A 23,931-nucleotide genomic window follows, 5' to 3' on the forward strand; every position below is an offset into this window, starting at 1 on the left:
TTGCTTGCTAACCTATGAAATTTACTCTCCCATTTGCAGATAAATTGCCATCAATACCGCAGCGAAGTATGCCAGCAATCGGTGCGCCGGTTATGGTATTGGCCACGTTGGCTATGGTCGTTTTACCGATCCCAGCCTTCCTATTGGATCTGTTTTTCACTTTTAACATTGCCTTATCGATGGTGGTGTTACTCGTTACTGTCTATACCCGTAGACCGCTTGATTTTGCTGCTTTTCCTACGGTTTTGCTTATTGCAACCTTACTTCGACTAGCCTTGAACGTCGCTTCAACCCGTGTGGTTTTATTGTATGGTCATGAAGGCCCTGGGGCGGCTGGTAACGTCATTGAAGCGTTTGGTAGTGTGGTGATCGGTGGTAACTACGCCGTCGGTTTAGTGGTGTTTTTGATCTTGATGATCATCAACTTCATGGTAGTAACCAAAGGTGCGGGACGTATTTCTGAGGTGAGTGCTCGCTTTACCCTAGATGCCTTGCCGGGTAAGCAAATGGCCATAGATGCGGACTTAAATGCGGGCTTAATCGATCAAGACCAAGCGCGGCTGAGACGCTTTGAAGTAACCAAAGAAGCGGATTTCTACGGTTCAATGGACGGTGCGTCAAAATTTGTTAAAGGTGATGCGATTGCTGGGATATTAATTTTGTTCATCAACATTATTGGCGGCTTATCGATTGGTATGGCGCAATATGGGTTGGGTTTTAAAGAAGCGATCCAAATCTACACACTGCTGACCATTGGTGACGGCTTAGTGGCTCAGATCCCCTCATTGCTGCTTTCGATTGGCGCTGCCATGATGGTTACCCGTCAAAATACCGATGAAGATATGGGAGAGCAAGTCGTCTTCCAACTGTTTGACAACCCTAAAGCATTGATGATTACCGCTTGTATTCTCGGCATCATGGGCATTGTACCGGGTATGCCTCACTTTGCTTTTTTACTGCTAGCCGCGTTAGCGGGTGGTTGCGCGTATTGGATGATACGCAAACAGAAAAAAACCGCCGATGAAAAGAAACTGCCTGCAAAAGTGGACAACGAAGCACCCACTCAAAAAGAGCTCTCTTGGGATGATGTTCAACCTGTTGATGTGATTGGCTTAGAAGTGGGCTATCGATTGATACCGCTGGTGGACCGAGATCAAGGTGGAGAGCTGCTCGAACGCGTAAAAGGTGTTCGGAAAAAACTGTCGCAAGACTTTGGCTTTCTCATCCCCGCAGTGCATATTCGTGACAATTTAGAATTAACACCCAATAGTTATCGCATTACCTTAATGGGGGTAGCTGTTGGCGAAGCGGAGATCCGCCCAGATCAAGAACTGGCGATTAACCCTGGTCAAGTCTATGGTGTTATTGACGGTGAACGCACACTTGACCCTGCATTCGGCCTTGAAGCGGTTTGGATCCGTGAAGAACAACGTGAACACGCACAAGCTCTCGGTTACACAGTTGTGGACTCATCGACCGTACTCGCCACTCATTTGAGTCAGCTTCTCACTAATAACGCCTCGCAACTGATTGGTCATGAAGAGGTTCAAAACTTAATTGAAATGCTGGGTCGCTCAGCGCCAAGGCTAGTTGAAAACTTCGTTCCAGATCAACTGCCTTTGGGTACAGTCGTTAAGGTACTACAAAACCTACTCAATGAAGCGATTCCAATCCGAGATATTCGAACCATAATACAAACCTTGGCGGAGTATTCTGGGCGGAGTCAAGAACCTGACATCCTAACGGCGGCCGTTCGAATCTCATTGAAGCGTTTAATCGTCCAAGAAATCAATGGTATAGAACCTGAACTACCAGTGATAACACTGATTCCTGAGCTGGAACAAATATTGCATCAAACCATGCAGGCGTCAGGAGGAGAATCGGCAGGTATTGAGCCAGGCTTAGCAGAGCGTCTACAAGCTGCACTGAGCCATGCAACGCAAGAACAAGAATTGAAAGGTGAGCCTGCCGTGTTACTCACGTCTGGTGTGCTTCGTTCAACTTTGGCGAAGTTTGTGAAAAACACGATACCTAATTTGCGTGTGCTCTCTTATCAAGAAATACCTGACGAGAAACAAATTCGGATTGTTCAAGCCGTTGGGAACTAACGAAACTGTTGTTACCTAATCGGGCTTTAGCCATTTAACACGGATATCTGCTTTGAAAATAAAACGATTTTTTGCCAAAGATATGCGAACAGCGCTGCTGCAAGTGAAAGAAGAGCTTGGTGCGGAAGCGGTGATCATGTCGAATAAAAAAGTCGCGGGTGGTGTGGAAATCGTTGCCGCTGTGGATGGTGAACAGCCCACCCAGCAAAACAGTGCCAAGCGCTATAATTCGCAGCCTAGACAACAAGGTTACACCCAAGTCACCCCGTCTTTGAACAAATCCTCTCGTGAGTTGGATGATGATCGAGTCAGCCTGCAAAACAGCGCAGATACTGGGCGTTCAATGACCAAACGTTTTGCAAATATGTTAAAGCAGTACAGCACACCAAGTGGCTCAGATTCGGACTATCACGCCGAAAATGAAGATTCGCTCTCTGCATTATTGCAACGTCAATCAGGTTCATCTAACACCAACTCAGGACACGGTAATGCAGAGTTACGAGCCGATTCGCCATTAGCGAAGTTAATTGCAGAGGATAGAAGAGCGTCCACCCGTCAAACGCCGAAGCTAGATCCGTCGCGTTATGATCGTTACCCAACGCAAGAGGCGAGTGTTTCGAACCCAGAGCTGGAAAACATGCGTGAAGAGATGACCTCAATACGCCGCCTGTTAGAACATCAAGTTTCAGGATTAATGTGGCAAGAAGTTGAGCGTCGAGAACCTTTGCGTGCCATGCTCATTAAAAGACTTGAGCGCATGGGGGTTTCACAAGAACTGGCTGACCAGCTTGCGTGCTATATCCCAGAAGATACTGCTCCAACTAAAGCTTGGAAGGCACTGCTTGGCTTAGTGGCTGATCAAGTCCCTGTTTCCAAACAAGATATTCTGAAACGTGGTGGTGTGGTTGCGCTATTAGGCCCAACAGGGGTTGGTAAAACCACCACCATTGCTAAACTAGCCGCTCGCGCCGCTATGGAGTATGGCGCTGATAACGTCGCTCTAGTCACCACAGATACCTACCGTATCGGTGCTCATGAACAGCTCTCTATTTATGGCCGAATCATGGGTTGTCCAGTAAGAGTTGCTAAAGATTCCAGTGAGTTAGCCGATGTAATATATCAGCTAAGAAATCGGCGTTTAATTTTAGTTGATACCGCGGGGATGGGGCAGCGTGATGTTCGGTTATCAGAGCAGCTCGATACCCTGATGCAAGAGAGTGGCGAAATCATCCACAGTTACCTTGTTCTGCCTGCAACGGCACAAAGAAAAGTATTACAAGAAACAATCGAGCACTTTAGAAGGATCCCTCTTTCAGGGTGCATTATGACTAAGCTTGATGAATCATTGAGCTTAGGGGAATTTGTGAGTGTCGTGGTTCAAAACGCACTGCCCGTTGCTTACATCGCGAATGGCCAGCGTGTACCAGAAGATATTGTGATTGCCCAGCCGAAGTACATGGTTGCAAAGGCAAACGAATTGCTAGAGAAGTCGACAGAGAATGAACCTCACTATTGGAGCAGCGACTCCGAGAGATTCTAGGCGGCGGACAAATATGGCGAATAATATGATATATGACCAAGCGAGCGGTTTACGCCGCTTAACTCAACCGTCACTGACCAAAGTCATATCTGTGACTGGTGGTAAAGGTGGTGTGGGTAAATCTCACGTGACACTCGGCATGGCGATCTGCATGGCTCGTCAAGGCAAAAAAGTCATGGTGTTGGATGCAGACTTAGGTTTAGCTAACGTGGATGTGATGCTTGGCATACGCCCGAAGCGAAACTTAGGGCATGTACTGGCTGGCGAGTGTGAACTCAAAGATGCCATCGTCGAGGGGCCTTTTGGGATACGAATAATTCCAGCGACCTCGGGCACACAATCGATGACAGAGTTGTCACACGCCCAACATGTTGGTTTAATACGCGCCTTTGGCAGTTTAGAAGATGAGATGGATATTCTGCTCATCGATACAGCCGCAGGTATTTCTGATATGGTCGTGAGCTTCTGTCGCGCCGCACAAGATGTAGTGATCGTGGTATGTGACGAACCGACATCCATCACCGACGCCTACGCGCTGATCAAGCTCTTAAGTCGTGAACACCAAGTGCAACGTTTTAAAATTGTGGCCAATATGGTGAGAAGTTATCGTGAAGGACGGGAATTATTTGCTAAATTAACTTTAGTGACAGAAAGATTCCTAAATGTGAGCCTTGAACTTGTTGCTTGCATACCTTTGGATGATAAAGTGCGACAAGCAGTAAAAAAACAAAAAATAGTGGTCGATGCGTTTCCACGGTCACCTGCGGCACTGGCAATCAGCTCGTTGGCAAGTAAAGCGTTAACGTGGCCAATTCCAAGAACGCCGACAGGCCATCTGGAATTTTTTGTCGAGCGTTTGCTAAATAGAACAGAAAGTGTAGGGGAACCATTCGGTGAATAAAGCGCTTACTTATGACCAACACGGAAACCTAAAGAGCCAACAAGCATTTTTAGAAAAATACTCTGTATTGGTTAAGCGTATTGCACACCATTTAGCAGGTCGCCTGCCACCAAACGTATTAGTCGAAGATCTAATACAAGCCGGTATGATAGGCCTACTTGAAGCACAAAAAAATTATGATGGGAGTAAAGGTGCAAGCTTTGAAACCTACGCAGGAATTCGAATTCGTGGAGCTATGCTCGACGATATTCGGCGTGGTGATTGGGTTCCACGCTCGGTTCATAAACACAACCGAGAGATAACCCATGCAATTTCAGTTCTAGAAGGTGAGCTAAACCGAAACCCAACTGATACAGAAGTTGCGAAGTATTTAGGCATGTCGCTGGATCAGTACCATACTGTATTAACTGACATTAATTGCTCACGGATTGTCGGAATCGAAGATTTAGGTATTTCTGATGATGCAATTTCTCCTCTGGATGACGATGAAGACAACTCGCCATTTAAGGGAGTCGCCGATGAATCGTTTCGTAAAGCATTGGTTGAATCAATAAAATCACTTCCAGAACGTGAAGCTTTGGTACTTTCGCTCTATTATGATGAAGAGCTAAACTTAAAAGAAATTGGTGAAGTTCTAGGTGTTAGCGAATCCCGCGTTAGCCAGATACTAAGCCAATCTATGCAGCGACTAAGAACGAAGTTAAGTTCTTGGACGCAAAATGACTAATATCACTGATTTCGAGCTCAGTGGAGGCAATTTTGAATAAAAACATGAAGATCCTTATTGTTGACGACTTTTCAACAATGCGCCGTATTGTTAAGAATCTACTTCGTGATTTGGGCTTCAATAATACCCAAGAAGCAGATGATGGCCTGACAGCGTTGCCTATGCTAAAGAAAGGTGATTTTGAGTTTGTGGTTACAGACTGGAATATGCCGGGCATGCAAGGCATCGATTTGTTGAAAAATATCCGAGCAGACGCAGAACTTAAGCATCTGCCTGTTCTGATGATCACCGCAGAAGCAAAACGCGAACAAATCATCGAGGCTGCTCAAGCAGGTGTGAATGGTTATATCGTAAAACCTTTTACTGCTGCTACGCTTAAAGAAAAACTGGATAAAATTTTCGAGCGTTTATAAAGCGTGTGGTCACAGACAAAAGGTGCTCTATTCATTTATGCGCGAAAAGGCTAATCGATGATTTCATTAGAACAAGCAAAAGAACTCGTTCAGCTACTGGAAAATGGACAGCAAGATCAGGCGAATCAACTCTTTAAAGAGACCTACGACAAAGCAAGCAATCCAATGCTGCAAGAAATAGGCACTTTGACAAGGGAACTGCATGAATCGCTCAAACAGTTCAACCTTGATGAACGGATGGCTGAGATTGCAAATGACGAAATTCCAGATGCAAGGGATCGTCTTCAATATGTAATTGATAAAACGGAAGTAGCTGCGAATAAAACAATGGATGCAGTGGATCGATGTATGCCGATCGCTGACAGCCTTCACGAAGGTTTGTTAAAAGTGCGTCCACAATGGAATGAGTTGATGCATGGGCGTATTGATCTCATTGAGTTTAAAGCACTTTGTCATCGTATTGATGATCTACTATCACAAGTTGAAGGCAACAGCAGCGAATTGCGAGGTCAGCTAACTGAGATATTGATGGCTCAAGACTTTCAAGATCTCACTGGCCAAATAATTCGGCGTGTTATTACGCTGGTTAATGAAGTTGAGAAACGCCTAGTTGAGATTCTCACTGCCTTTGGGGCTAACCAAATAGAACAAAAAACAGACAAGAAGAACCCATCTATCGAACCTGAAGGTCCTATTTTGAACCCTCATGAAAGAGCCGATGCGGTTTCATCTCAAGACGAAGTCGATGATTTGTTATCGAGTCTTGGTTTTTAGGGGTAACGTATGAGCTACGAATTAGACGACGACATTCTTCAGGACTTTTTGGTTGAAGCAGGTGAAATTCTCGAATTGCTCTCAGAGCAATTGGTTGAACTTGAGAACAACCCCGAAGACAGGGAGTTATTAAATGCGATTTTCCGCGGTTTCCATACCGTTAAAGGTGGGGCCGGGTTTCTTGCCCTCACCGAGCTGGTTGAGACGTGCCACGGTGCCGAGAACGTATTTGATATCTTACGCAATGGCCAAAGAAGTGTAACATCGAGCTTGATGGATACGATGTTACGAGCTTTAGACACCGTTAACGCACAGTTTCGCGCTGTTCAAGATCAAGAACCCTTAGAGCCTGCAGATCCCGCTCTACTCGATGAACTTCATAAATTGTGTCGTCCTGCTTCTGAAGATGAAATTGACGAAGTGGAGCCTGTTATTGCTGAAGTTGAAGTCGAGGAAGAGGCCGCTATCGAAGCGCCTGAACCGGAAGTCATTCAACCAGTGGCCTCAAAGGCTGTCGCGTCAAATTCTATCGATGAAATCACGCAAGATGAATTTGAAAAACTGTTAGACGAATTACATGGCAAGGGCACCGCGCCTAATGCTCATTCTGAAAATGCCGCACCGGCGGCCCCAGCGCCTAAAGCCCCAAGTGCATCAGTGGCTGCTAGTGGTGACATTACGGATGACGAATTTGAAAAGCTGCTTGATGAACTGCACGGCGTAGGCAAAGCTCCAACCGTTGAACCCGCTCCTGAGGTTACAGCGAAACCAACTACTCCGCCTAAATCAACAGCGGCACCTAAAGCTTCTGCTGGTGGTGGCGATGATTTGATGACGGACGAGGAGTTTGAAAAGCTTCTTGACGAACTGCATGGCTCAGGAAAAGGGCCATTGCCAGAAGAGTTGGAAATGGCAACCAGACCTGCTTCTGAAAATGTGAAGCCAGCAGAGCCTATAAAACCAACAGAGACCGCAAAACCGAAAGCTGAAGCGGCGAAACCTACACCTGCTCCTCAGCCTAAAGTAACGGCTCCAGCCGCCTCTTCCCCGGCGAAAGCTCCGGTTGCAGTGGCTGAGAAAAAAGAAGTATCAGCACCTGCTGTGGCTAAAAAAGCGCAAACTCAGCCGGAAACAACAGTCCGTGTTGATACATCAACGCTCGACATCATTATGAACATGATTGGCGAATTGGTGCTAGTGCGTAACCGCTTGCTGAGTTTAGGGCTTAATAGCAACGACGAAGAGATGGCAAAAGCGGTGGCTAACCTTGATGTAGTTACTGCGGATTTGCAAGGCGCTGTCATGAAAACGCGCATGCAACCGATTAAGAAAGTGTTCGGTCGTTTCCCTCGCGTGGTTCGAGACCTTGCACGTACCCTGAAAAAAGACATCGTGCTTGAAATGCGCGGTGAAGAAACAGACCTTGATAAAAACTTGGTCGAAGCGCTTGCAGACCCATTGATCCACTTAGTGCGTAACTCAGTTGACCACGGCATTGAAATGCCTGATGTGCGTAGCAAATCTGGAAAGCCAAGCACGGGTAAAATCATACTCTCAGCTTCGCAAGAAGGTGATCATATTGAGCTAGCTATCGTCGATGACGGCGGCGGTATGGACCCAGATAAGCTGCGTAGTATTGCGGTTAAACGAGGCATGATGGATGAAGATGCGGCGTCGCGTCTCTCCAATAAAGAGTGTTTTAACTTAATCTTTATGGCGGGATTCTCCAGTAAAGAGCAAATTTCAGACATTTCTGGTCGTGGTGTTGGGATGGATGTTGTAAAAACAGCCATCAATACACTCAATGGTTCAATTGACATCGATTCTGAGATGGGCAAAGGGACTAAGATTACGATCAAAGTGCCGCTAACACTCGCTATCTTACCGACATTGATGGTTGGGGTCGCAGGGCATCCATTTGCTCTACCGCTTGCGAGCGTGAATGAAATCTTCCATCTTGATCTTAGCCGGACGAACGTCGTTGATGGACAATTGACCATCATAGTACGTAAAAAATCGATACCACTCTTCTACTTACAGAATTGGCTAGCACCTAAAGCGGGTAAAATAGAACTGCGTAAAGGTCATGGACATGTTGTTATTGTTCAGATTGGTAGCCAGCGAGTTGGTTTTGTGGTTGATACCTTAATTGGCCAAGAAGAAGTGGTAATCAAACCACTAGATAAGCTTCTTCAAAAAACACCGGGTATGGCTGGGGCAACGATTACCAGCGATGGACATATTGCACTAATACTAGATGTGCCAGATTTGCTTAAGCAGTATGCTGCTGCTTCCCGCATTTAAATGAGCACACAATATAAGGACACCCATGGCGATTAGAGTATTAGTCGTTGATGATTCGAGCTTTTTTAGACGGCGTGTGAGTGAAATTATTAACTCTGACACCCGTCTAGAAGTGATTGATGTTGCAACTAACGGTAAAGAAGCCGTAGAAAAAGCGAGAATCTTAAAGCCTGATGTCATCACAATGGATATTGAGATGCCAGTTATGGATGGCATTACTGCTGTCCGTGAAATTATGGCTGCGAACCCGATCCCGATCTTGATGTTCTCATCGCTGACTCATGATGGTGCCAAAGCAACGCTAGATGCTTTAGATGCTGGAGCGTTAGATTTCTTACCGAAAAAATTTGAAGATATTGCCCGTAACCGTGATGAGGCTGTCGCTTTATTACAACAACGGGTTATTCAAATCGCGTCGAAAAAAGGGATGCTGAGAAGACCTTTGGTTTCACGCCCAGTGCCGAGCACATCATCGCCGTTTGCCAATAGAACAGCGGCTACAACGGCGAGTTCCCCTGCGCCGAAATCAATGGGCACATTGGCTCGCTTTAAAGCTACAGGTAAAAAATATCAGTTGACTGCTATCGGTACCTCTACAGGGGGCCCGGTTGCGTTACAAAAAATATTGACGAAGTTACCTGCGAATTATCCGCATCCGATCGTACTCATTCAACACATGCCTGCCACCTTCACTGCTGCATTTGCAAACCGGCTCAACTCACTGTGTAAAATTGAAGTGAAAGAAGCAGAAGATGGTGATGCATTGCGCCCAGGTGTTGCCTATTTGGCTCCGGGTGGTAAACAGATGATGATTGAGGGCCGTCCGGGTAGTGCTAAATTGCGCATTATCGATGGTGGCGAACGTATGAACTATAAGCCGTGTGTTGATATAACATTCGGTTCTGCGGCGAAGATCTATGCAGATAAAGTGCTATCAATGATATTGACTGGTATGGGAGCCGATGGTCGTGAAGGGGCTCGAATGTTACAAGCCGCAGGGGCAACCATTTGGGCTCAGGATGAAGAAAGTTGCGTGGTGTATGGCATGCCGCAAGCTGTCGCAAAAGCGGGGATCTCGTCTGAAGATTTACCGTTAGAGCGTATATCAGAACGAATGTTAGTTGAAGTTGGCCTCGCATAAAGGAAGTTCAATGATTGTATGGAGTATTGCAAACCAAAAAGGCGGTGTGGGTAAAACAACCACAACGATTACGCTTGCCGGTTTGCTAAGTCAGCAAGGCAAAAGAGTGCTGTTGGTCGATACTGACCCTCACGCCTCGCTTACTACATACTTAGGTTATGATTCTGATGGCGTGCCCGTCAGCCTGTTTGACCTATTTCAGCAACGTGAGTTAACAGAGCAAAGCGTTACCCCTCTTATCCTAAAAACCGATGTTGAAGGCATTGATCTCATCCCTGCCCATATGTCTCTAGCCACTTTAGATAGAGTCATGGGCAACCGCAGTGGAATGGGGCTGATTTTGAAACGTGCGCTTCTTGCATTGCGCCATAATTATGACTACGTATTGATCGACTGTCCTCCAATTTTAGGGGTAATGATGGTTAATGCATTGGCCGCCAGCGATCGTATCTTAATTCCAGTGCAGACTGAGTTTCTGGCTATGAAAGGGCTCGAAAGGATGATTCGCACCTTAGCCATCATGCAAAAATCTCGTAGTCGATCGTTTAAAGTGACTATCGTACCGACTATGTACGACAAGCGAACCCGGGCTTCTTTGCAAACGCTGAATCAACTTAAAAAAGATTACCCAGAGCAAGTTTGGAGCTCTGCTGTACCTATAGACACCAAGTTTCGTGATGCGAGTTTAAAGCGCTTGCCTGCTTCTCATTTTGCTGAAGGTAGCCGTGGTGTTTTTGCTTATAAACAGTTGCTGATTTATTTAGAGAGGCTAGCTATTGATGAGTAGTGGGCCATTTTTATCCAGTGAACAAGCACTCGATGACTACTTTACAGCGTTACTAGATGAAGAAGCGATTGAACTTGAGCTGAAAGCGGAAGAGCAAAAAGAATTGTCCCTTGCTGAACCTGAGTTAGCGCTTTCGACATCGGTGCAATCTGTACCGGAAAAAAGTTATTACCATGCTGAAGTGGTTGAGTTTGAGCTGCCGAATTTAGATGATGTGCAGCGCTTATTAAGCCAGCTAGAATCAAGTAATCCAGTGGCAGAGTTAGAGCTGGAAGAGATCATGGAGCAAAACACCGTTCAGATCGCTTTAAAAACTCAACCAGTGGCTGAAATTGTTGAAGAGATCCAAGAATGGGATATTCCCGCCGATACTTTGGAAACAGAACCTGAAGTTGAAATTCTGACTGCGGCAGACACTGTTGAAGAATTTGCTGTTGACGTGGAAGTGGTTGAGCAACCGACGGCTGAAGTCGAACTTGAAACGCAAGCGGGCTACTCTGGAATTGGTACATGGCAAAGCACTGCGAGAACACGAGATTTTCAAGTGCTCTATTTTGAAGTGAATGGCGTGACGTTTGCGGTGCCTCTTGATGAACTTGGGGGGATCCACCGTATGGCAACGCTCAATCATTTAATCGGTCGACCTGCTTGGTACCTTGGACTGCAAACGAATAAAGACAATCAGCTAGATGTTGTCGATACGGCAAAATGGGTAATGGCAGAAAAGCTCCATGATGATAGCTACAAAGAAGGTTATCAATACATCGTCATGCTTGGTGACAGTATGTGGGGGTTAGCAAGTACTCAGCTTATGGGTACAGAATTGCTAAGCTCAGAGAAGGTCCGCTGGCGAGAACAGGCAGGCAAAAGGCCGTGGCTTGCTGGAATGGTAAAAGAAAAAATGTGTGCTTTGATCCATGTTGAAGCATTGATAGCTATGCTTAATGCAGGGCTTGATGTAAAAGCACTAGAGAAATAATAATACATTGATGTCGGAATCGACTTAGAGAGGAAAAGGTATGTCTCAGACTAACGAAGTAGAAGTAAGAAAAGACAAGTCTAACGACGAAGTGCTTCAGTGGGTGACGTTCCAACTAGAAGAAGAAACATACGGAATTAATGTAATGCAGGTACGTGAAGTACTCCGCTATACAGAAATTGCACCGGTACCAGGTGCTCCTGATTATGTTCTTGGCATCATTAACCTACGTGGTAATGTTGTGACCGTCATTGATACACGATCTCGTTTTGGCTTAATGCAAGGTGAAATCACGGATAATACACGCATTATTGTGATTGAATCTGAGCGCCAAGTGATTGGTATTTTAGTCGATAGCGTTGCGGAAGTAGTTTACCTACGTTCTTCTGAAATCGATACTACACCAAGTGTTGGTACCGATGAGAGCGCTAAGTTTATCCAAGGCGTGAGCAACCGTGACGGTAAGCTATTGATCCTTGTTGACCTGAATAAACTGCTAACTGAAGACGAGTGGGACGAGATGGTCCACCTATAATGAGCGAAGCTATGTTGTTCAGTGCTCCTGTTATTCTTATAGGGAGCGCGGTTTTTGTTGTTGTATTTTTGTTGCTGGTGTTACTTCGTGTACGTCAGGGACTTGCCCAACAGATTGATCACCAAAGACAACAAGCCCGATCGTTAGATAAGGAGTTGCAAAAGGCGAATAGACAGCTGTTGGAAATACGCTCAGTTGCTATTGGTCTTGGCCAAAAAGTGACGGATCAGCAGGATCTCATCCAGCATTTAAACGAGCGAATTACTGAATTGGAACATGTTGATACGGATGGGCGTTTATACAGCCGAGCGACAAAAATGGTCCAACTCGGTGCTGACATCAATGAGCTTATTAAAGAGTGTGAGCTACCTAAAGCTGAAGCTGAGTTGATGATGTCCTTGCAGAAGAAAATTGCAGGACATGAAAGCATCCCGCCACTGAGTAGTCACCCGGAAGGTCGCGAGCCGGTGCAAAGTACGAGGCGACCTGCAAAAAAATAGTCGAAAGAGCGAAACTAGAGAGGGAAGCCAATGGCTTCCCTCTCTAGTTTTGAATGTGGTTAAATGTAGCCATAAAGTAGTAAATGAGACAGAAAATAATTAAAAATTAACAGTTTCTTACCTAGTTTCGTGACTGGTAATAGTCTTATTATGTTTTGTCTTAGGTGTGGTGTGCTAATATAGCGGCTCAAATTTCTCGATTTAGATGCACATGCTTGAAGTAAATAACCTGACCGCAATTCGTGATGAAAGAGTTCTGTTTGAAGCACTTAGCTTTGTGATTCATGCTGGCGAATTGGTGCAGATTGAAGGACGGAACGGCACAGGTAAAACGACCTTACTACGAATTATTACCGGGTTAGGTGATAGAGAGGATGGTTCTATTTTGTGGAATGGCATGAATATTGAGTCTAATCGTGATGATTACCACCAAGATTTACTGTTTCTTGGTCATCAAACTGGGGTTAAGCGCGATTTGACGGCATTCGAGAATCTTCATTTTTATCAATCAGTGCATAATGCAGAATCGTCTTCTCAAGAGATATATCAAGCCTTGGCTAAAGTGGGTTTAGCTGGCCGAGAAGACGTGGCTGCAGGCCAGCTTTCTGCCGGACAACAGCGCCGAGTTGCGCTGGCTCGTTTGTGGCTCAGTCAACAAAAGTTGTGGATTTTAGATGAACCGTTAACTGCGATTGATAAGCAAGGTGTCAAAGTGTTGGAAGCCTTATTTCTAGCGCATGCGCAACAAGGTGGCATTGTTGTATTGACCACACACCAAGATATGTTTGCTAACTATCCGCAATTGCGAAAAATTAAATTGGGGCATGAGTCATGATCGTGACCATGGGGATGATCATCCGTCGTGAATTATTGATCGCCTTTCGACGTCAAGCCGATATTTTTAATCCACTGTGGTTTTTTATCATAGTGATCACCCTATTCCCGCTGAGTATCGGCCCAGAGCCTGCTTTGCTCGCCCGTATCGCTGCAGGTATTGTTTGGGTTGCGGCGTTACTGTCGGCGCTACTATCACTTGAGCGTCTGTTTCGCGATGATTTTCAAGACGGGTCACTTGAACAAATGATGCTGATCCCAGTGCCATTACCCATAGTCGTTATTTCAAAAGTCGTGGCTCATTGGTTATTGACTGGACTGCCTTTAATTTTAATTAGCCCATTGTTAGCCGTATTATTGTCATTAGATTTTAATACGTGGCTTGCAGTTGTATTGACTTTGTTCATTGGCACGCCAACGTTGAGTTTTATCGGTGCTATTGGTGTTGCATTGACCGTAGGCTTGCAAAAAGGTGGCGTGTTGCTGAGCCTACTGGTCTTACCCTTGTATATCCCGATTTTAATCTTCGCTACATCAGCTATTGATGCAGCATCGCTTGGCATGCTCTACAACGGTCAATTGGCTGTTTTGGGGGCAATGTTTATGGGCGCGATAACATTAACTCCATTTGCTATTAGCGCAGCATTGAGAGTCAGCGTTAACTAAATTAAGTACGAACGATATTTTCAGCAATGCATTTGAGCGTTGCGTATCAACAACACAATAAACTGAGCAGACACATGCTCAGAAGCAATGAAGTAAGAGTGAGACAATACAATGTGGAAACGGCTCCATCCCTATGCAAAGCCTGAATCCGCCTATCGGCTATGTGGAAAGTTCCTGCCTTGGTTTGCAGGGCTCGCTATCTTATGCCTGGTAGTCGGTAATATCCTTGGTTTAGCTTATGCTCCGGCAGACTATCAACAAGGCGACAGCTTCAGAATTATTTACATTCATGTCCCTTCCGCCATTTGGTCAATGGGCATTTATATGTCGATGGCGATTGCGGCTTTCATTGGTCTAGTTTGGCAATTAAAACTGTCAGACATGGCCGCTGCTGCAATGGCGCCCATCGGTGCGGTATTTACGTTTATTGCGTTAATTACTGGAGCCATTTGGGGTAAACCGATGTGGGGAACTTGGTGGGTATGGGATGCTCGTCTGACGTCTGAGCTCATTTTACTGTTTCTCTATTTGGGAGTGATTGCGCTTTACCACGCTTTCGATGATCAAAAAACAGCCGCAAAAGCCGCAGGTCTGCTGGCCATCGTTGGTGTGATCAATCTACCTATCATTCATTTCTCCGTTGAGTGGTGGAATACCCTGCATCAAGGTGCCACGATTACTAAATTTGAAAAGCCTTCCATATCCAGTGACATGTTGTGGCCACTGCTGCTCAATATTTTTGGTTTTGCTTTCTTTTTTGCTGCGGTCACTATGGTCCGCTTACGCAATGAAATTATCAGTAAAGAGAGCCATCGCCCTTGGGTTATCGAATTGGCAACCCTTCAAACACAGAAAGGTAACTGATCATGCATTTTGACTCTTTGAGTGATTTCTTGGCGATGGGTGGTTACTCCGCCTATGTATGGAGTGCATTTGGCATTACCTTTTTATCCATGTTTATTTTACTGATGCTCAGCATCAAGCGTGGCAAAACCTTGTTGCAAGATGTGCAAGCAAAGGTTGAACGCCAAGCCAGAATTGATGCTGCAAAGCATATGGAGAACACCTTATGACCCCAAGACGTAAAAAAAGACTCACCATTATTTTGGCATTGATTATTGGGGCTGGTGCCACCATTGGTTTGATGTTGTATGCACTCAATCAAAATATGGACCTTTTCTATACGCCGACCGAGCTTGTACACGGTAAACCTGATGGGACAAAGCCAGAAGTGGGTCAACGACTACGCATTGGCGGCATGGTGGTGGTGGGCTCTGTGAAAAGAGATCCGGGTTCACTAAAAGTAAGATTTCAGCTCCACGATGTTGGTCCAAATGTGACGGTCGAATATGAAGGCATCTTACCCGACTTGTTTAGAGAAGGTCAGGGTATTGTTGCGCAAGGCGTATTGAAAGATGCCACCACAGTAGAAGCGTTTGAAGTGCTAGCCAAGCATGATGAAAACTATATGCCACCGGAAATTGCTGAAGCAATGAAGAAAACGCATGAGCCGTTAACCTATAGCTCGGAACAAAAACAAGGAAGTGCTCAATGATTGTTGAAATAGGACATTTTGCCCTTATTGTTTCACTTGGGCTTGCCATATTACTCAGCTTACTTCCACTTGTTGGTGCTTCTAAAAACAATACCATGCTGATGAATACTGCGCGGCCATTAGCATGGGGAATGTTTTCATTGCTATTGGTCTCATTTAGCATTTTGCTGTGGGCATTTTATGTCAATGACTTCACGGTACAATACGTGGCGAGTAATTCGAATAGTCAATTACCCTGGTATTACCGTCTAACAGCGGTGTGGGGGGCGCATGAAGGTTCATTATTGCTGTGGGTTTTAATTCAAGCGGGATGGACTGTGGCGGTTGCTACCTTTAGCCGTGGTATGCCTCAAGAATCTGTGGCGCGAGTCTTATCTGTTATGGGGCTGATCAGCGTTGGATTCTTGCTGTTTGTCATCGTGACTTCGAATCCATTTTTACGCACCTTACCCTATTTCCCAATTGATGGTCGTGACTTAAACCCGCTGCTACAAGATCCTGGGCTAATCATTCACCCACCCATGTTATATATGGGATATGTTGGTTTTTCAGTCGCATTCTCATTTGCGATAGCCTCTTTGATGACTGGGCGTTTGGATACTGCATGGGCCCGTTGGTCTCGTCCTTGGACAACTGCGGCGTGGTTATTTTTGACATTAGGTATCGCGCTAGGTTCGTGGTGGGCTTACTACGAACTTGGCTGGGGTGGCTGGTGGTTCTGGGATCCAGTAGAAAACGCGTCGTTTATGCCATGGCTTGCGGGAACGGCATTGATGCACTCACTTGCTGTGACAGAAAAACGTGGCACATTCAAAGCTTGGACAGTGTTACTGGCAATTTCAGCATTTTCGCTCAGTTTACTGGGCACATTCTTAGTGCGATCTGGTATTTTGGTTTCGGTACACGCATTTGCATCCGATCCCGCTCGTGGCCTGTTTATCCTTGGGTTTTTGGTGTTTGTCATCGGTGGCTCACTGCTATTGTTTGCCGTTAAAGGTGCGGCAGTGCGCGTCCGTGGCAATGCTGAATTGATCTCGCGTGAAAATGCGCTGCTCTCCAACAACATATTATTAATCGCTGCATTGGTGGTGGTGTTGGTTGGCACCTTGTTACCTTTAATCCACAAGCAGATTGGCCTTGGTTCCGTATCAATAGGAGCGCCTTTCTTCAACATGCTGTTTGCATGGCTAATGGTGCCATTTGCATTTTTGTTGGGGATCGGTCCACTGATCCGTTGGAAGCGCGATAATTTTTCCAAGCTTTTGAAACCGATGTTGATTTGTGGCCTGATGGCGTTGATTTTTTCGGCGGTTATGGTGTACCTGCTAGCTGAACGCTTTAGCTTGATGGCATTTATCGGCTGGGTCATGGCGTTTTGGATCATCTTGCTACACGTTGTCGAGTTGCACCAACGTGCGACACATCGTCATAGCTTTATGATAGGGGTGACTAAACTACAACGTAGCCACTGGGCCATGATGTTAGGCCATGTTGGTCTTGCCGTTACTGTGATTGGTATTGCGATGGTGCAAAACTACAGTATCGAGCGTGATGTTCGTCTAGCACCTGGGGAATCTTTTGAAATCCAACAATATAACTTTTATTTCAAAGGGTTAAGAGATAAAGATGGCCCGAACTATGATGGTTATATTGCCGATTTTGAAATTACGCAGGATGGGCAATACGTGAATACACTCCATGCGGAAAAACGCTTTTATCGTACTGCCAAGTCAATGATGACTGAAGCGGCCATCGATCGTGGCATCACTCGCGATTTGTACATTGCAATGGGTGAGCGATTAGAAGATGGTCGTTCATGGGCGATCCGAATTTATTACAAACCATTTGTACGTTGGATCTGGGCTGGTGCTTTATTGATGTCATTAGGTGGTGCGTTAGCCATCAGTGACAAACGCTACCGCTTTAGAAAAAGCTCCCAACAGGAGGCGTAGATGAACAAGAAAATTCTATTTATTCCATTGGTGGCTTTTCTTGGTCTAGTTGCCGTCTTTGTTACTCAGTTGGTCAAAAATACCGAAGGTGATGATCCCACAAAATTGGAGTCGGTTCTGATTGGTAAGTCTGTGCCTGAATTTCGTTTGGAAGATTTAGCCGAACCCGGCAAGCTGTATGACCAAGCGATATTTAAAGGGGAGCCTTTGCTGCTGAACGTCTGGGCAACTTGGTGCCCGACCTGCTATGCCGAACATCAATATCTCAATCGGTTGGCGGGTGATGGTGTAAAAATTATAGGCTTAAATTATAAAGATCAACGAGATAAAGCGGTTCAATGGTTAAATGAGCTAGGTAATCCTTACTTGATCAGCCTGTTCGATGGTAATGGTATGCTAGGGTTAGATCTCGGCGTTTACGGTGCGCCGGAAACCTTTCTCATTGATGCCAACGGCGTTATTCGTTACCGCCATGTGGGGGATGTTAATCCAACCAATTGGCAAACAACTTTGCAACCTATGTATCAGAAACTTCTAGAGGAAGCGAAGTAATGAAGCGTTTTATATTATCGATCATTGCTAGCTTTGCTTTGGTATTTTCTGTGCAATCTGCAATTGAAGTGTACGAGTTTGATAATCCACAGCAAGAGCAGCAATTCAAAGAGTTGAGCAATACATTGCGTTGTCCAAAGTGTCAAAACAATACTATTGCCGACTCAAATGCTGCATTAGCACAGGACTTACGTAATAAAGTCTATGAAATGACCAAACAAGGTAAGTCTGAACAAGACATTGTTGACTACATGATTGCACGTTACGGCAACTTTGTGACCTATAACCCACCGTTGACTTTGGCGACTTCCATCTTATGGCTAGGTCCTTTGAGTGTGGTGTTTCTGGGTTTTGGTTTTATTGTATTACGCAGCAAACGTCGTAAAGCATCAACCGCTCAAAATGGTGAAGTTTGGGATGCCGAAAAGGAAGAGCGATTAAATCAGTTGCTCGCCGAAGACGCGGTTGATGATGAGAAGCATGGAGACAAACAATAATGACGTTTTTTTGGTTATCTACCCTCATTCTGACCTTCTTTGGTTGTGTCTTCATTGCACTGCCGATCCTCAAAAACAGAGCGAACAACGATGCAGCGCTGCGTGATGAATTGAACAAAGCGATCTTTAAAAACCGCCTTGTAGAGTTACACGAAGAGACGCAAGAAGGGTTGGTTGACAGCGAACAAGAGCTGATTGCTGATCTGAAACAGTCGCTATTGGATGATATTCCTGCGCAATCGGTGCAAGGAAATTCTTCACATGTGTCACCGATGGTTGTTTTGATCCCCTCGATTTTATTGGTCGTCATCTTTAGCTATGGCTTTTACCTAAAATTTGGCGCGGCTAGTCAAGTAGAGCAGTGGCAGCAAGTGAACGCTAACTTACCTGCACTCTCAAAAAAAATGATGTCACCAGAAGGTGCCGCCTTAAGTGATGATGAGATGAATGATCTCACACTGGCGCTGCGCACTCGTCTGCATTATCAGCCTCAAGATGCGACCGGGTGGTTGCTGCTTGGACGTATTGGACTTGCTAACAGAGATATAGAAACATCGATTGGCTCAATGAAGAAAGCGTATGCGTTAGATCCAAAAGATGCAGATGTGAAGTTGGGCTATGCGCAAGCATTAATGTTGTCACAAGATGAGCTTGACCAAAATCAAGCACGTGAAATTTTAACGGCATTAGTACAACAAGATTATGTTGATCTACGCGTGTTTTCACTACTTGCGTTTGATGCGTTTGAACGCCAGGATTACCCAGCGGCGATGAAGTATTGGCGATTAATGCAGCAGATGATTGGCCCTGAAGATAGCCGTTATGAGATGCTTTCGCGCAGTATTGAAAGAGCACAAAGCAAAATGCAGCCTAAAGCTATCGATGGGAAAATGGTTCCTGTCACCATCTCACTCGGTGATGGTGTGACTCTTGAACAAAATGCAGTACTCATAGTCTCTGTGCACAGTTCTGATGGTGCACCTATGCCTGTTGCCGCAGCGCGTTATCCACTGACTCAATTCCCTATTAAGGTTGTGTTAGATGATAGCAATAGCATGGTTCAGGGTCGGAAGTTATCCGACCTTGCACAGCTTATTGTTCGAGTACGCTTGGATACGGATGGCAATGTTTCAACCAAACAAGGTGATTGGTTTGGTGAAAGTGCTCCCATGAGCCTCGGTCAACCTGTTGAAGTTGTGATCAATAAGCAGTATTAATAGCACTTATATACAATTAACGTATTGATAGGCCGATGTCTCATCGGCCTTTATACATGGAAATAAATAATGATAAGCCGCCTATCCCGACTGATATGCCCTATGCTGTTCCTTTTCGTATTAGCAGGGTGTGCAAGCGCTCCGGATTCAACGTCAGCCGAATCAAATCAAACGCAGTCGGGCGATCCTTTTGAGGTTTTTAACCGATCAATGTGGACAATCAACTACGATTATATCGATCCATACTTGGTTCGCCCTGTTGCGATTGCCTACGTGGATTACATTCCACACCCCATTAGAAAAACGATCGCCAATGTTCTGTCAAACCTTGATGAACCTTCAAGCATTATCAACAACATATTGATGGGTAATGGTACGAAAGCCGTTGACCACTTTAACCGCTTTTGGATTAATAGCACCTTAGGCCTGTTTGGGATGATTGATATTGCGTCAGAAGCGGGCATCACCAAACACAATGAAAAAGCGTTTAGTGATGCGGTAGGCCATTATGGTGTTGGTAATGGTCCATATTTAATGATTCCTGGATACGGGCCCTACACGATTCGAGAAACCACAGATGTTGTGGATGGCTTGTATGTACCACTTTCTTATCTCAATGTCTGGGCTGGCCTAGGCAAATGGGCTCTGGAAGGATTGGAGACCCGAGCAAGGCTCGTTCCCCAAGAAGTGACGTTGGAAAACTCCCCAGATCCATATTCATTAACTCGCGATGTTTATTTACAACGCCAAGATTTTAAAGCAGAAATTGATACCCAAACGTATGATGAATCGGAAGAAGAGTATCTTGACGATTATCTGGAAGAAGGGTTTTAATCATACCCATGTAGGTCGGCCTTGTACTGCTAGCTAGGCCGACATCACACGTCCGCTAAAGTATTCGTTAGCGACGATGTATTCCGTATTGCGGATCAATTCATCTTGCAGATCAGCCCAATGGGGCTTCTCATCTACATCACCTTTTGCGCTAGGCACTACGCCTCCGACCCTTATGTTGAAAGGGGTTAGTTCTTTTGCCCAACTCTGCGTGAAACCAGAAACCATAGAATTCGCATTTTCAATTCCCGCTAGGTCATACTCATCATTTTGAGAAATGACGTTCACAATCACACCTGGTTTGTTGTTAATACGCATTCGCTCAGCACTTGCTTGACCAAAAGTGAATAAAGTTGAGGCCATCATGGCGAGCTTCTGAAGAAAGACTTCAGCTCGTTGTTCACCTATCAAGGGTGGGAGGGATGCATTTGGCCAATTATTGACCAGTACATCCGGTGCCCCATGATAGGTTTGATCAATAAAATCGAACAGCCGATGGATCGTTTCTAAAGAGTAATCTGGTGTGTGGTAATAATGAACATCCTGAGAGATCGCTTTGCAACGAGCAAAGGTTTCCATTAATCCAAATTTGTCTTGGTCACACAAAATAATTTTTGCACCTAAATGTGCGAAATGAACGGCCAGCGTGCTACCAAGCATCGAACTTGCTGAAGTGATTAATATTATTGCACTTTTTATATCCATTGGGTGCCTCACCCTATTGTTTGTTTTATTGTTGTAGCGGGATTTAGTCTCAATAGGATGGTTGATTAACTGTGGGTAGGGTGTGAATAACATCAAATTACTCAGCCTAAGCGAGCGTGGTATGTGTTTTTTTTGGTCATACTCACATTCTGATCTAGAGAATGTCGTTTTGTGTTACATACAAGACATCAAACTTGAGTGCGGAGCTGATCTCGCCGGTGGGCAACGGTGAGTTGAACCGACAGATCGGCAACTAAGAGCTCAACGTTTGAGGGGGAGGCAAGATGCCTTCGCTCATGTCCTGACAGATTAAGATATACCTCTTCGGGTAAATCATGCGTATCTTCAGGCAAATAGGCGAGTACTTCAGGAGTCAAGTAGTGGCTGAGTTTCGCACTGGCGAGTCCTCCGTGATGGAAAAGCTCGGCCTGTTTTGCTGAAACAGCGTAAGAGCTTTGGTCGGAACGCAGTGCTTGAGGCTCCGTAAGCTCAAATCGCTTACGTAACAATTCATCGCTAGTGGGTGGGTTTTCAATACGTTCAACAGGAGTGTTGTCGCGTACATCGTTAGAAAACATCGACAGTATGAGTGCAAAGTCCGCACGGCGTCCTTGCTGGACAGCATGGCTTAGCCCCGAGCCAAATTGAAGCTCGTTTATAATACTGGCTTTATCTAATGTATGTACTTGCATTTGCCTCTCCAACCGATGCACTTTTAGCGGCGAGAAAGCAGATAACTTTAGATAAAATAACAAAAAAGCCTGCGACAAAGCAGGCTTTTCATATGACTAAATACCAATCCAAGGGGAAAAGGTTATTTTGCTAGGTTTTCTGTAACGAATGCCCAGTTAACCAGTGCCCAGAAACCATTCATGTAGTCAGGGCGTAGGTTACGGTAATCGATGTAGTAAGCGTGTTCCCACAGATCAACCGTCAGTAGCGGAGTCACACCTTCGTGAGTCAGTGGTGTGGCTGCATTTGAAGTGTTGATGATCTCTAAAGAACCATCCGCATTTTTCACCAACCAAGTCCAAGATGAACCAAAGTTATTGATCGCTGAGTCAGTGAATTTTGCTTTAAAAGCTTCAAAAGAACCAAATGCGGCGTTGATTGCGTCTGCAACGGCACCTGTTGGTTCGCCACCTGCATTTGGTGCAAGGCAGTGCCAATAGAAGGTGTGGTTCCAAATTTGAGCGGCGTTATTAAATACGCCACCAGTTGAAGTCTTGATGATCTCTTCGAGAGATTTACCTTCAAATTCAGTGTCAGGGATAAGGCCGTTAAGCTTCACAACGTAAGTGTTGTGGTGCTTACCGTGGTGGAAATCTAGTGTTTCGGCTGAAATGTGTGGTTCTAGAGCGTCTTTAGCGTAAGGCAAAGCTGGTAATTCGAATGACATTGCTCGATTCTCCGTTGTGTAGAAAGAGTGAAAGTCTCTTTCAGTAGCTTCCAGATATTATAATGATATTCGTCGATACGACTGACTTGGAGGTATTTTAGCAAGTTTTTACTTTATTAAAAGTCCTAATATTGAAAATTGTTGTATAGGCAGGATATCCATAAATAATATGTGCTTTTTATTCTCTATTAATGATTTAGAATGTCAGTAACAAACCGCACTATCCCCATTAAGAGGAAGCAATGGAAACTATTGATAAAATTAAACAGCAACTTGAAGAAAATGCCATTCTGCTATATATGAAAGGCTCTCCTAAGCTACCAAGTTGCGGATTCTCTTCTCAAGCTGCGCAGGCTTTGATGGCTTGCGGTGAGAAATTTGCTTATGTGGATATTCTGCAAAACCCAGATATCCGCGCTGAGCTGCCTGTATACGCACAGTGGCCTACTTTTCCACAATTGTGGATTGAAGGTGAGTTGATTGGTGGTTGTGACATCATTATCGAAATGTTCCAAAAAGGCGAACTGCAACCTTTAGTGAAAGAAGCCGCTGCACGTGCAGGCAATGAAGAATAATACTGTATAAAATAACAGTTTTTCTTGATTTATTAAGGTCACATTGGTTAATGTGGCCTTATTTTTTTGCGTTGATTTGAGTTTATGACCCGTTTATTCATTGCTGAAAAGCCCAGCTTAGGGCGCGCTATAGCCGATGCTTTGCCGAAACCACACAAGAAAGATCAAGGTTTCATTCGTTGTGCGAATGGCGACATCGTTACTTGGTGTATTGGGCATTTACTCGAGCAAGTTGAGCCGGATGTTTATGATGAACGCTATAAAAAGTGGAATTTACTCGACTTACCTATCATTCCTTCACAGTGGCAGCTTAGACCGCGCAAAACATCGAGCAAACAGTTGACTGTGATTCGTCAGCTTTTGAAAGAAGCATCGCAAATTATCCATGCAGGAGACCCGGATCGCGCACTGTTACAATGTTTTTATGAAAAGACAC

At 45.1% G+C, this 23,931-nt stretch carries 26 protein-coding genes and 1 pseudogene; 24 read left to right on the plus strand and 3 right to left on the minus strand.

The genetic code is table 11. The annotated features are described in order from the left end of the window. The first annotated feature begins 14 nt into the window (after window positions 1-14). The 22 genes from flhA (at window position 15) to N5E84_RS03035 (ending at window position 20,816) form a co-directional block, all read left to right on the plus strand. Entirely contained in the window at window positions 15-2,108 is a 2,094-nt protein-coding gene (gene flhA, locus N5E84_RS02930; RefSeq protein WP_013856364.1) for a flagellar biosynthesis protein FlhA, read from the plus strand. A gap of 52 nt (window positions 2,109-2,160) precedes the next feature. Next, entirely contained in the window at window positions 2,161-3,648 is a 1,488-nt protein-coding gene (gene flhF / locus N5E84_RS02935) for a flagellar biosynthesis protein FlhF (RefSeq protein WP_019281575.1), read from the plus strand. Between the two features lie 13 nt (window positions 3,649-3,661). Beyond that, the gene (locus N5E84_RS02940; protein WP_010318888.1) at window positions 3,662-4,549 is read left to right on the plus strand and encodes a MinD/ParA family protein; all 888 of its coding nucleotides are present in this window, start codon (window positions 3,662-3,664) and stop codon (window positions 4,547-4,549) included. After that, window positions 4,542-5,276 carry an RNA polymerase sigma factor FliA gene (locus N5E84_RS02945; protein WP_010318887.1) on the plus strand — a complete coding sequence of 245 codons (735 nt, stop codon included), beginning with the start codon at window positions 4,542-4,544 and terminating at the stop codon, window positions 5,274-5,276. Before N5E84_RS02940 ends, N5E84_RS02945 begins: the two co-directional genes overlap by 8 nt. 44 nt (window positions 5,277-5,320) lie before the next feature. Further along, window positions 5,321-5,689 carry a chemotaxis response regulator CheY gene (gene cheY, locus N5E84_RS02950; protein ID WP_033197405.1) on the plus strand — a complete coding sequence of 123 codons (369 nt, stop codon included), beginning with the start codon at window positions 5,321-5,323 and terminating at the stop codon, window positions 5,687-5,689. 57 nt (window positions 5,690-5,746) lie between these two features. Continuing rightward, on the plus strand, window positions 5,747-6,463 hold the full coding sequence (locus tag N5E84_RS02955) for a protein phosphatase CheZ (RefSeq protein ID WP_017045236.1): 717 nt from the start codon (window positions 5,747-5,749) through the stop codon (window positions 6,461-6,463). Between the two features lie 9 nt (window positions 6,464-6,472). After that, complete coding sequence (locus N5E84_RS02960) at window positions 6,473-8,767, plus strand: chemotaxis protein CheA (protein WP_019281574.1); 2,295 nt, start codon at window positions 6,473-6,475, stop codon at window positions 8,765-8,767. Between the two features lie 25 nt (window positions 8,768-8,792). Beyond that, window positions 8,793-9,908 carry a chemotaxis response regulator protein-glutamate methylesterase gene (locus N5E84_RS02965; protein ID WP_017045237.1) on the plus strand — a complete coding sequence of 372 codons (1,116 nt, stop codon included), beginning with the start codon at window positions 8,793-8,795 and terminating at the stop codon, window positions 9,906-9,908. A 10-nt stretch (window positions 9,909-9,918) separates the two neighbouring features. Then, the gene (locus N5E84_RS02970) at window positions 9,919-10,695 is read left to right on the plus strand and encodes a ParA family protein (RefSeq protein WP_026027244.1); all 777 of its coding nucleotides are present in this window, start codon (window positions 9,919-9,921) and stop codon (window positions 10,693-10,695) included. After that, window positions 10,685-11,674, plus strand: coding sequence for a chemotaxis protein CheW (locus N5E84_RS02975; RefSeq protein ID WP_017048525.1), 990 nt, complete (start codon window positions 10,685-10,687; stop codon window positions 11,672-11,674). Before N5E84_RS02970 ends, N5E84_RS02975 begins: the two co-directional genes overlap by 11 nt. A 40-nt stretch (window positions 11,675-11,714) precedes the next feature. Continuing rightward, complete coding sequence (locus tag N5E84_RS02980) at window positions 11,715-12,209, plus strand: chemotaxis protein CheW (RefSeq protein WP_013856372.1); 495 nt, start codon at window positions 11,715-11,717, stop codon at window positions 12,207-12,209. Beyond that, complete coding sequence (locus N5E84_RS02985) at window positions 12,209-12,709, plus strand: DUF2802 domain-containing protein (protein ID WP_202598892.1); 501 nt, start codon at window positions 12,209-12,211, stop codon at window positions 12,707-12,709. Before N5E84_RS02980 ends, N5E84_RS02985 begins: the two co-directional genes overlap by 1 nt. Window positions 12,710-12,920: 211 nt before the next feature. Further along, window positions 12,921-13,544 (plus strand): cytochrome c biogenesis heme-transporting ATPase CcmA, encoded by a 624-nt coding sequence (gene ccmA, locus N5E84_RS02990; protein WP_026027245.1) that lies wholly within the window; start codon window positions 12,921-12,923, stop codon window positions 13,542-13,544. Next, a complete protein-coding gene (ccmB, locus tag N5E84_RS02995; RefSeq protein ID WP_013856375.1) occupies window positions 13,541-14,209 on the plus strand; it encodes a heme exporter protein CcmB in 669 nt (222 codons plus the stop codon). The genes ccmA and ccmB overlap by 4 nt, the downstream gene beginning before the upstream one ends. Before the next feature lie 111 nt (window positions 14,210-14,320). Further along, on the plus strand, window positions 14,321-15,073 hold the full coding sequence (locus tag N5E84_RS03000) for a heme ABC transporter permease (RefSeq protein ID WP_019281573.1): 753 nt from the start codon (window positions 14,321-14,323) through the stop codon (window positions 15,071-15,073). 2 nt (window positions 15,074-15,075) lie between these two features. Beyond that, on the plus strand, window positions 15,076-15,282 hold the full coding sequence (ccmD, locus tag N5E84_RS03005) for a heme exporter protein CcmD (protein WP_013856377.1): 207 nt from the start codon (window positions 15,076-15,078) through the stop codon (window positions 15,280-15,282). Continuing rightward, window positions 15,279-15,764, plus strand: a complete 486-nt coding sequence (gene ccmE, locus N5E84_RS03010) for a cytochrome c maturation protein CcmE (protein WP_013856378.1) — start codon at window positions 15,279-15,281, stop codon at window positions 15,762-15,764. Before ccmD ends, ccmE begins: the two co-directional genes overlap by 4 nt. Continuing rightward, window positions 15,761-17,716, plus strand: a complete 1,956-nt coding sequence (locus tag N5E84_RS03015) for a heme lyase CcmF/NrfE family subunit (protein ID WP_013856379.1) — start codon at window positions 15,761-15,763, stop codon at window positions 17,714-17,716. Before ccmE ends, N5E84_RS03015 begins: the two co-directional genes overlap by 4 nt. After that, on the plus strand, window positions 17,717-18,268 hold the full coding sequence (locus N5E84_RS03020; protein ID WP_013856380.1) for a DsbE family thiol:disulfide interchange protein: 552 nt from the start codon (window positions 17,717-17,719) through the stop codon (window positions 18,266-18,268). Next, entirely contained in the window at window positions 18,268-18,765 is a 498-nt protein-coding gene (locus N5E84_RS03025) for a cytochrome c-type biogenesis protein (protein WP_017042542.1), read from the plus strand. The genes N5E84_RS03020 and N5E84_RS03025 overlap by 1 nt, the downstream gene beginning before the upstream one ends. Then, on the plus strand, window positions 18,765-19,982 hold the full coding sequence (gene ccmI / locus N5E84_RS03030; RefSeq protein ID WP_019281572.1) for a c-type cytochrome biogenesis protein CcmI: 1,218 nt from the start codon (window positions 18,765-18,767) through the stop codon (window positions 19,980-19,982). The genes N5E84_RS03025 and ccmI overlap by 1 nt, the downstream gene beginning before the upstream one ends. Window positions 19,983-20,051: 69 nt before the next feature. Beyond that, the gene (locus N5E84_RS03035; protein WP_013856383.1) at window positions 20,052-20,816 is read left to right on the plus strand and encodes a VacJ family lipoprotein; all 765 of its coding nucleotides are present in this window, start codon (window positions 20,052-20,054) and stop codon (window positions 20,814-20,816) included. 33 nt (window positions 20,817-20,849) lie between these two features. On the opposite strand, the gene N5E84_RS03040 is transcribed toward N5E84_RS03035, so the two are convergent. From N5E84_RS03040 to sodB, 3 genes are all read right to left on the minus strand, one after another. Next, window positions 20,850-21,476 carry an SDR family oxidoreductase gene (locus N5E84_RS03040; protein WP_410001432.1) on the minus strand — a complete coding sequence of 209 codons (627 nt, stop codon included), beginning with the start codon at window positions 21,474-21,476 and terminating at the stop codon, window positions 20,850-20,852. 233 nt (window positions 21,477-21,709) lie between these two features. Then, on the minus strand, window positions 21,710-22,213 hold the full coding sequence (locus N5E84_RS03045) for a VC2046/SO_2500 family protein (protein ID WP_029388091.1): 504 nt from the start codon (window positions 22,211-22,213) through the stop codon (window positions 21,710-21,712). A gap of 122 nt (window positions 22,214-22,335) precedes the next feature. Next, window positions 22,336-22,920, minus strand: coding sequence for a superoxide dismutase [Fe] (gene sodB / locus N5E84_RS03050; protein ID WP_019281569.1), 585 nt, complete (start codon window positions 22,918-22,920; stop codon window positions 22,336-22,338). 242 nt (window positions 22,921-23,162) lie between these two features. Here sodB and N5E84_RS03055 point away from each other — a divergent pair, with 242 nt between their 5' ends. Further along, a complete protein-coding gene (locus N5E84_RS03055; protein WP_010318865.1) occupies window positions 23,163-23,495 on the plus strand; it encodes a Grx4 family monothiol glutaredoxin in 333 nt (110 codons plus the stop codon). 84 nt (window positions 23,496-23,579) lie between these two features. Further along, window positions 23,580-23,900, plus strand: a pseudogene (locus tag N5E84_RS03060) (toprim domain-containing protein); the annotation flags it as partial. Window positions 23,901-23,931: the final 31 nt, after the last annotated feature.

The organism is Vibrio sp. J502 (genome assembly GCF_025397955.1).
Classification (GTDB): domain Bacteria; phylum Pseudomonadota; class Gammaproteobacteria; order Enterobacterales; family Vibrionaceae; genus Vibrio; species Vibrio anguillarum.

Coding starts and splice junctions, on each gene's coding strand:
- flhA (WP_013856364.1), top strand. CDS start 15: ATGAAATTTACTCTCCCATTTGCAGATAAATTGCCATCAATACCGCAG.
- N5E84_RS02940 (WP_010318888.1), top strand. CDS start 3,662: ATGGCGAATAATATGATATATGACCAAGCGAGCGGTTTACGCCGCTTA.
- cheY (WP_033197405.1), top strand. CDS start 5,321: ATGAAGATCCTTATTGTTGACGACTTTTCAACAATGCGCCGTATTGTT.
- N5E84_RS02955 (WP_017045236.1), top strand. CDS start 5,747: ATGATTTCATTAGAACAAGCAAAAGAACTCGTTCAGCTACTGGAAAAT.
- N5E84_RS02960 (WP_019281574.1), top strand. CDS start 6,473: ATGAGCTACGAATTAGACGACGACATTCTTCAGGACTTTTTGGTTGAA.
- N5E84_RS02965 (WP_017045237.1), top strand. CDS start 8,793: ATGGCGATTAGAGTATTAGTCGTTGATGATTCGAGCTTTTTTAGACGG.
- N5E84_RS02970 (WP_026027244.1), top strand. CDS start 9,919: ATGATTGTATGGAGTATTGCAAACCAAAAAGGCGGTGTGGGTAAAACA.
- N5E84_RS02980 (WP_013856372.1), top strand. CDS start 11,715: ATGTCTCAGACTAACGAAGTAGAAGTAAGAAAAGACAAGTCTAACGAC.
- N5E84_RS02985 (WP_202598892.1), top strand. CDS start 12,209: ATGAGCGAAGCTATGTTGTTCAGTGCTCCTGTTATTCTTATAGGGAGC.
- ccmA (WP_026027245.1), top strand. CDS start 12,921: ATGCTTGAAGTAAATAACCTGACCGCAATTCGTGATGAAAGAGTTCTG.
- ccmB (WP_013856375.1), top strand. CDS start 13,541: ATGATCGTGACCATGGGGATGATCATCCGTCGTGAATTATTGATCGCC.
- N5E84_RS03000 (WP_019281573.1), top strand. CDS start 14,321: ATGTGGAAACGGCTCCATCCCTATGCAAAGCCTGAATCCGCCTATCGG.
- ccmD (WP_013856377.1), top strand. CDS start 15,076: ATGCATTTTGACTCTTTGAGTGATTTCTTGGCGATGGGTGGTTACTCC.
- ccmE (WP_013856378.1), top strand. CDS start 15,279: ATGACCCCAAGACGTAAAAAAAGACTCACCATTATTTTGGCATTGATT.
- N5E84_RS03015 (WP_013856379.1), top strand. CDS start 15,761: ATGATTGTTGAAATAGGACATTTTGCCCTTATTGTTTCACTTGGGCTT.
- N5E84_RS03020 (WP_013856380.1), top strand. CDS start 17,717: ATGAACAAGAAAATTCTATTTATTCCATTGGTGGCTTTTCTTGGTCTA.
- N5E84_RS03025 (WP_017042542.1), top strand. CDS start 18,268: ATGAAGCGTTTTATATTATCGATCATTGCTAGCTTTGCTTTGGTATTT.
- ccmI (WP_019281572.1), top strand. CDS start 18,765: ATGACGTTTTTTTGGTTATCTACCCTCATTCTGACCTTCTTTGGTTGT.
- N5E84_RS03035 (WP_013856383.1), top strand. CDS start 20,052: ATGATAAGCCGCCTATCCCGACTGATATGCCCTATGCTGTTCCTTTTC.
- N5E84_RS03040 (WP_410001432.1), bottom strand. CDS start 21,476: ATGCTTGGTAGCACGCTGGCCGTTCATTTCGCACATTTAGGTGCAAAA.
- N5E84_RS03045 (WP_029388091.1), bottom strand. CDS start 22,213: ATGCAAGTACATACATTAGATAAAGCCAGTATTATAAACGAGCTTCAA.
- sodB (WP_019281569.1), bottom strand. CDS start 22,920: ATGTCATTCGAATTACCAGCTTTGCCTTACGCTAAAGACGCTCTAGAA.
- N5E84_RS03055 (WP_010318865.1), top strand. CDS start 23,163: ATGGAAACTATTGATAAAATTAAACAGCAACTTGAAGAAAATGCCATT.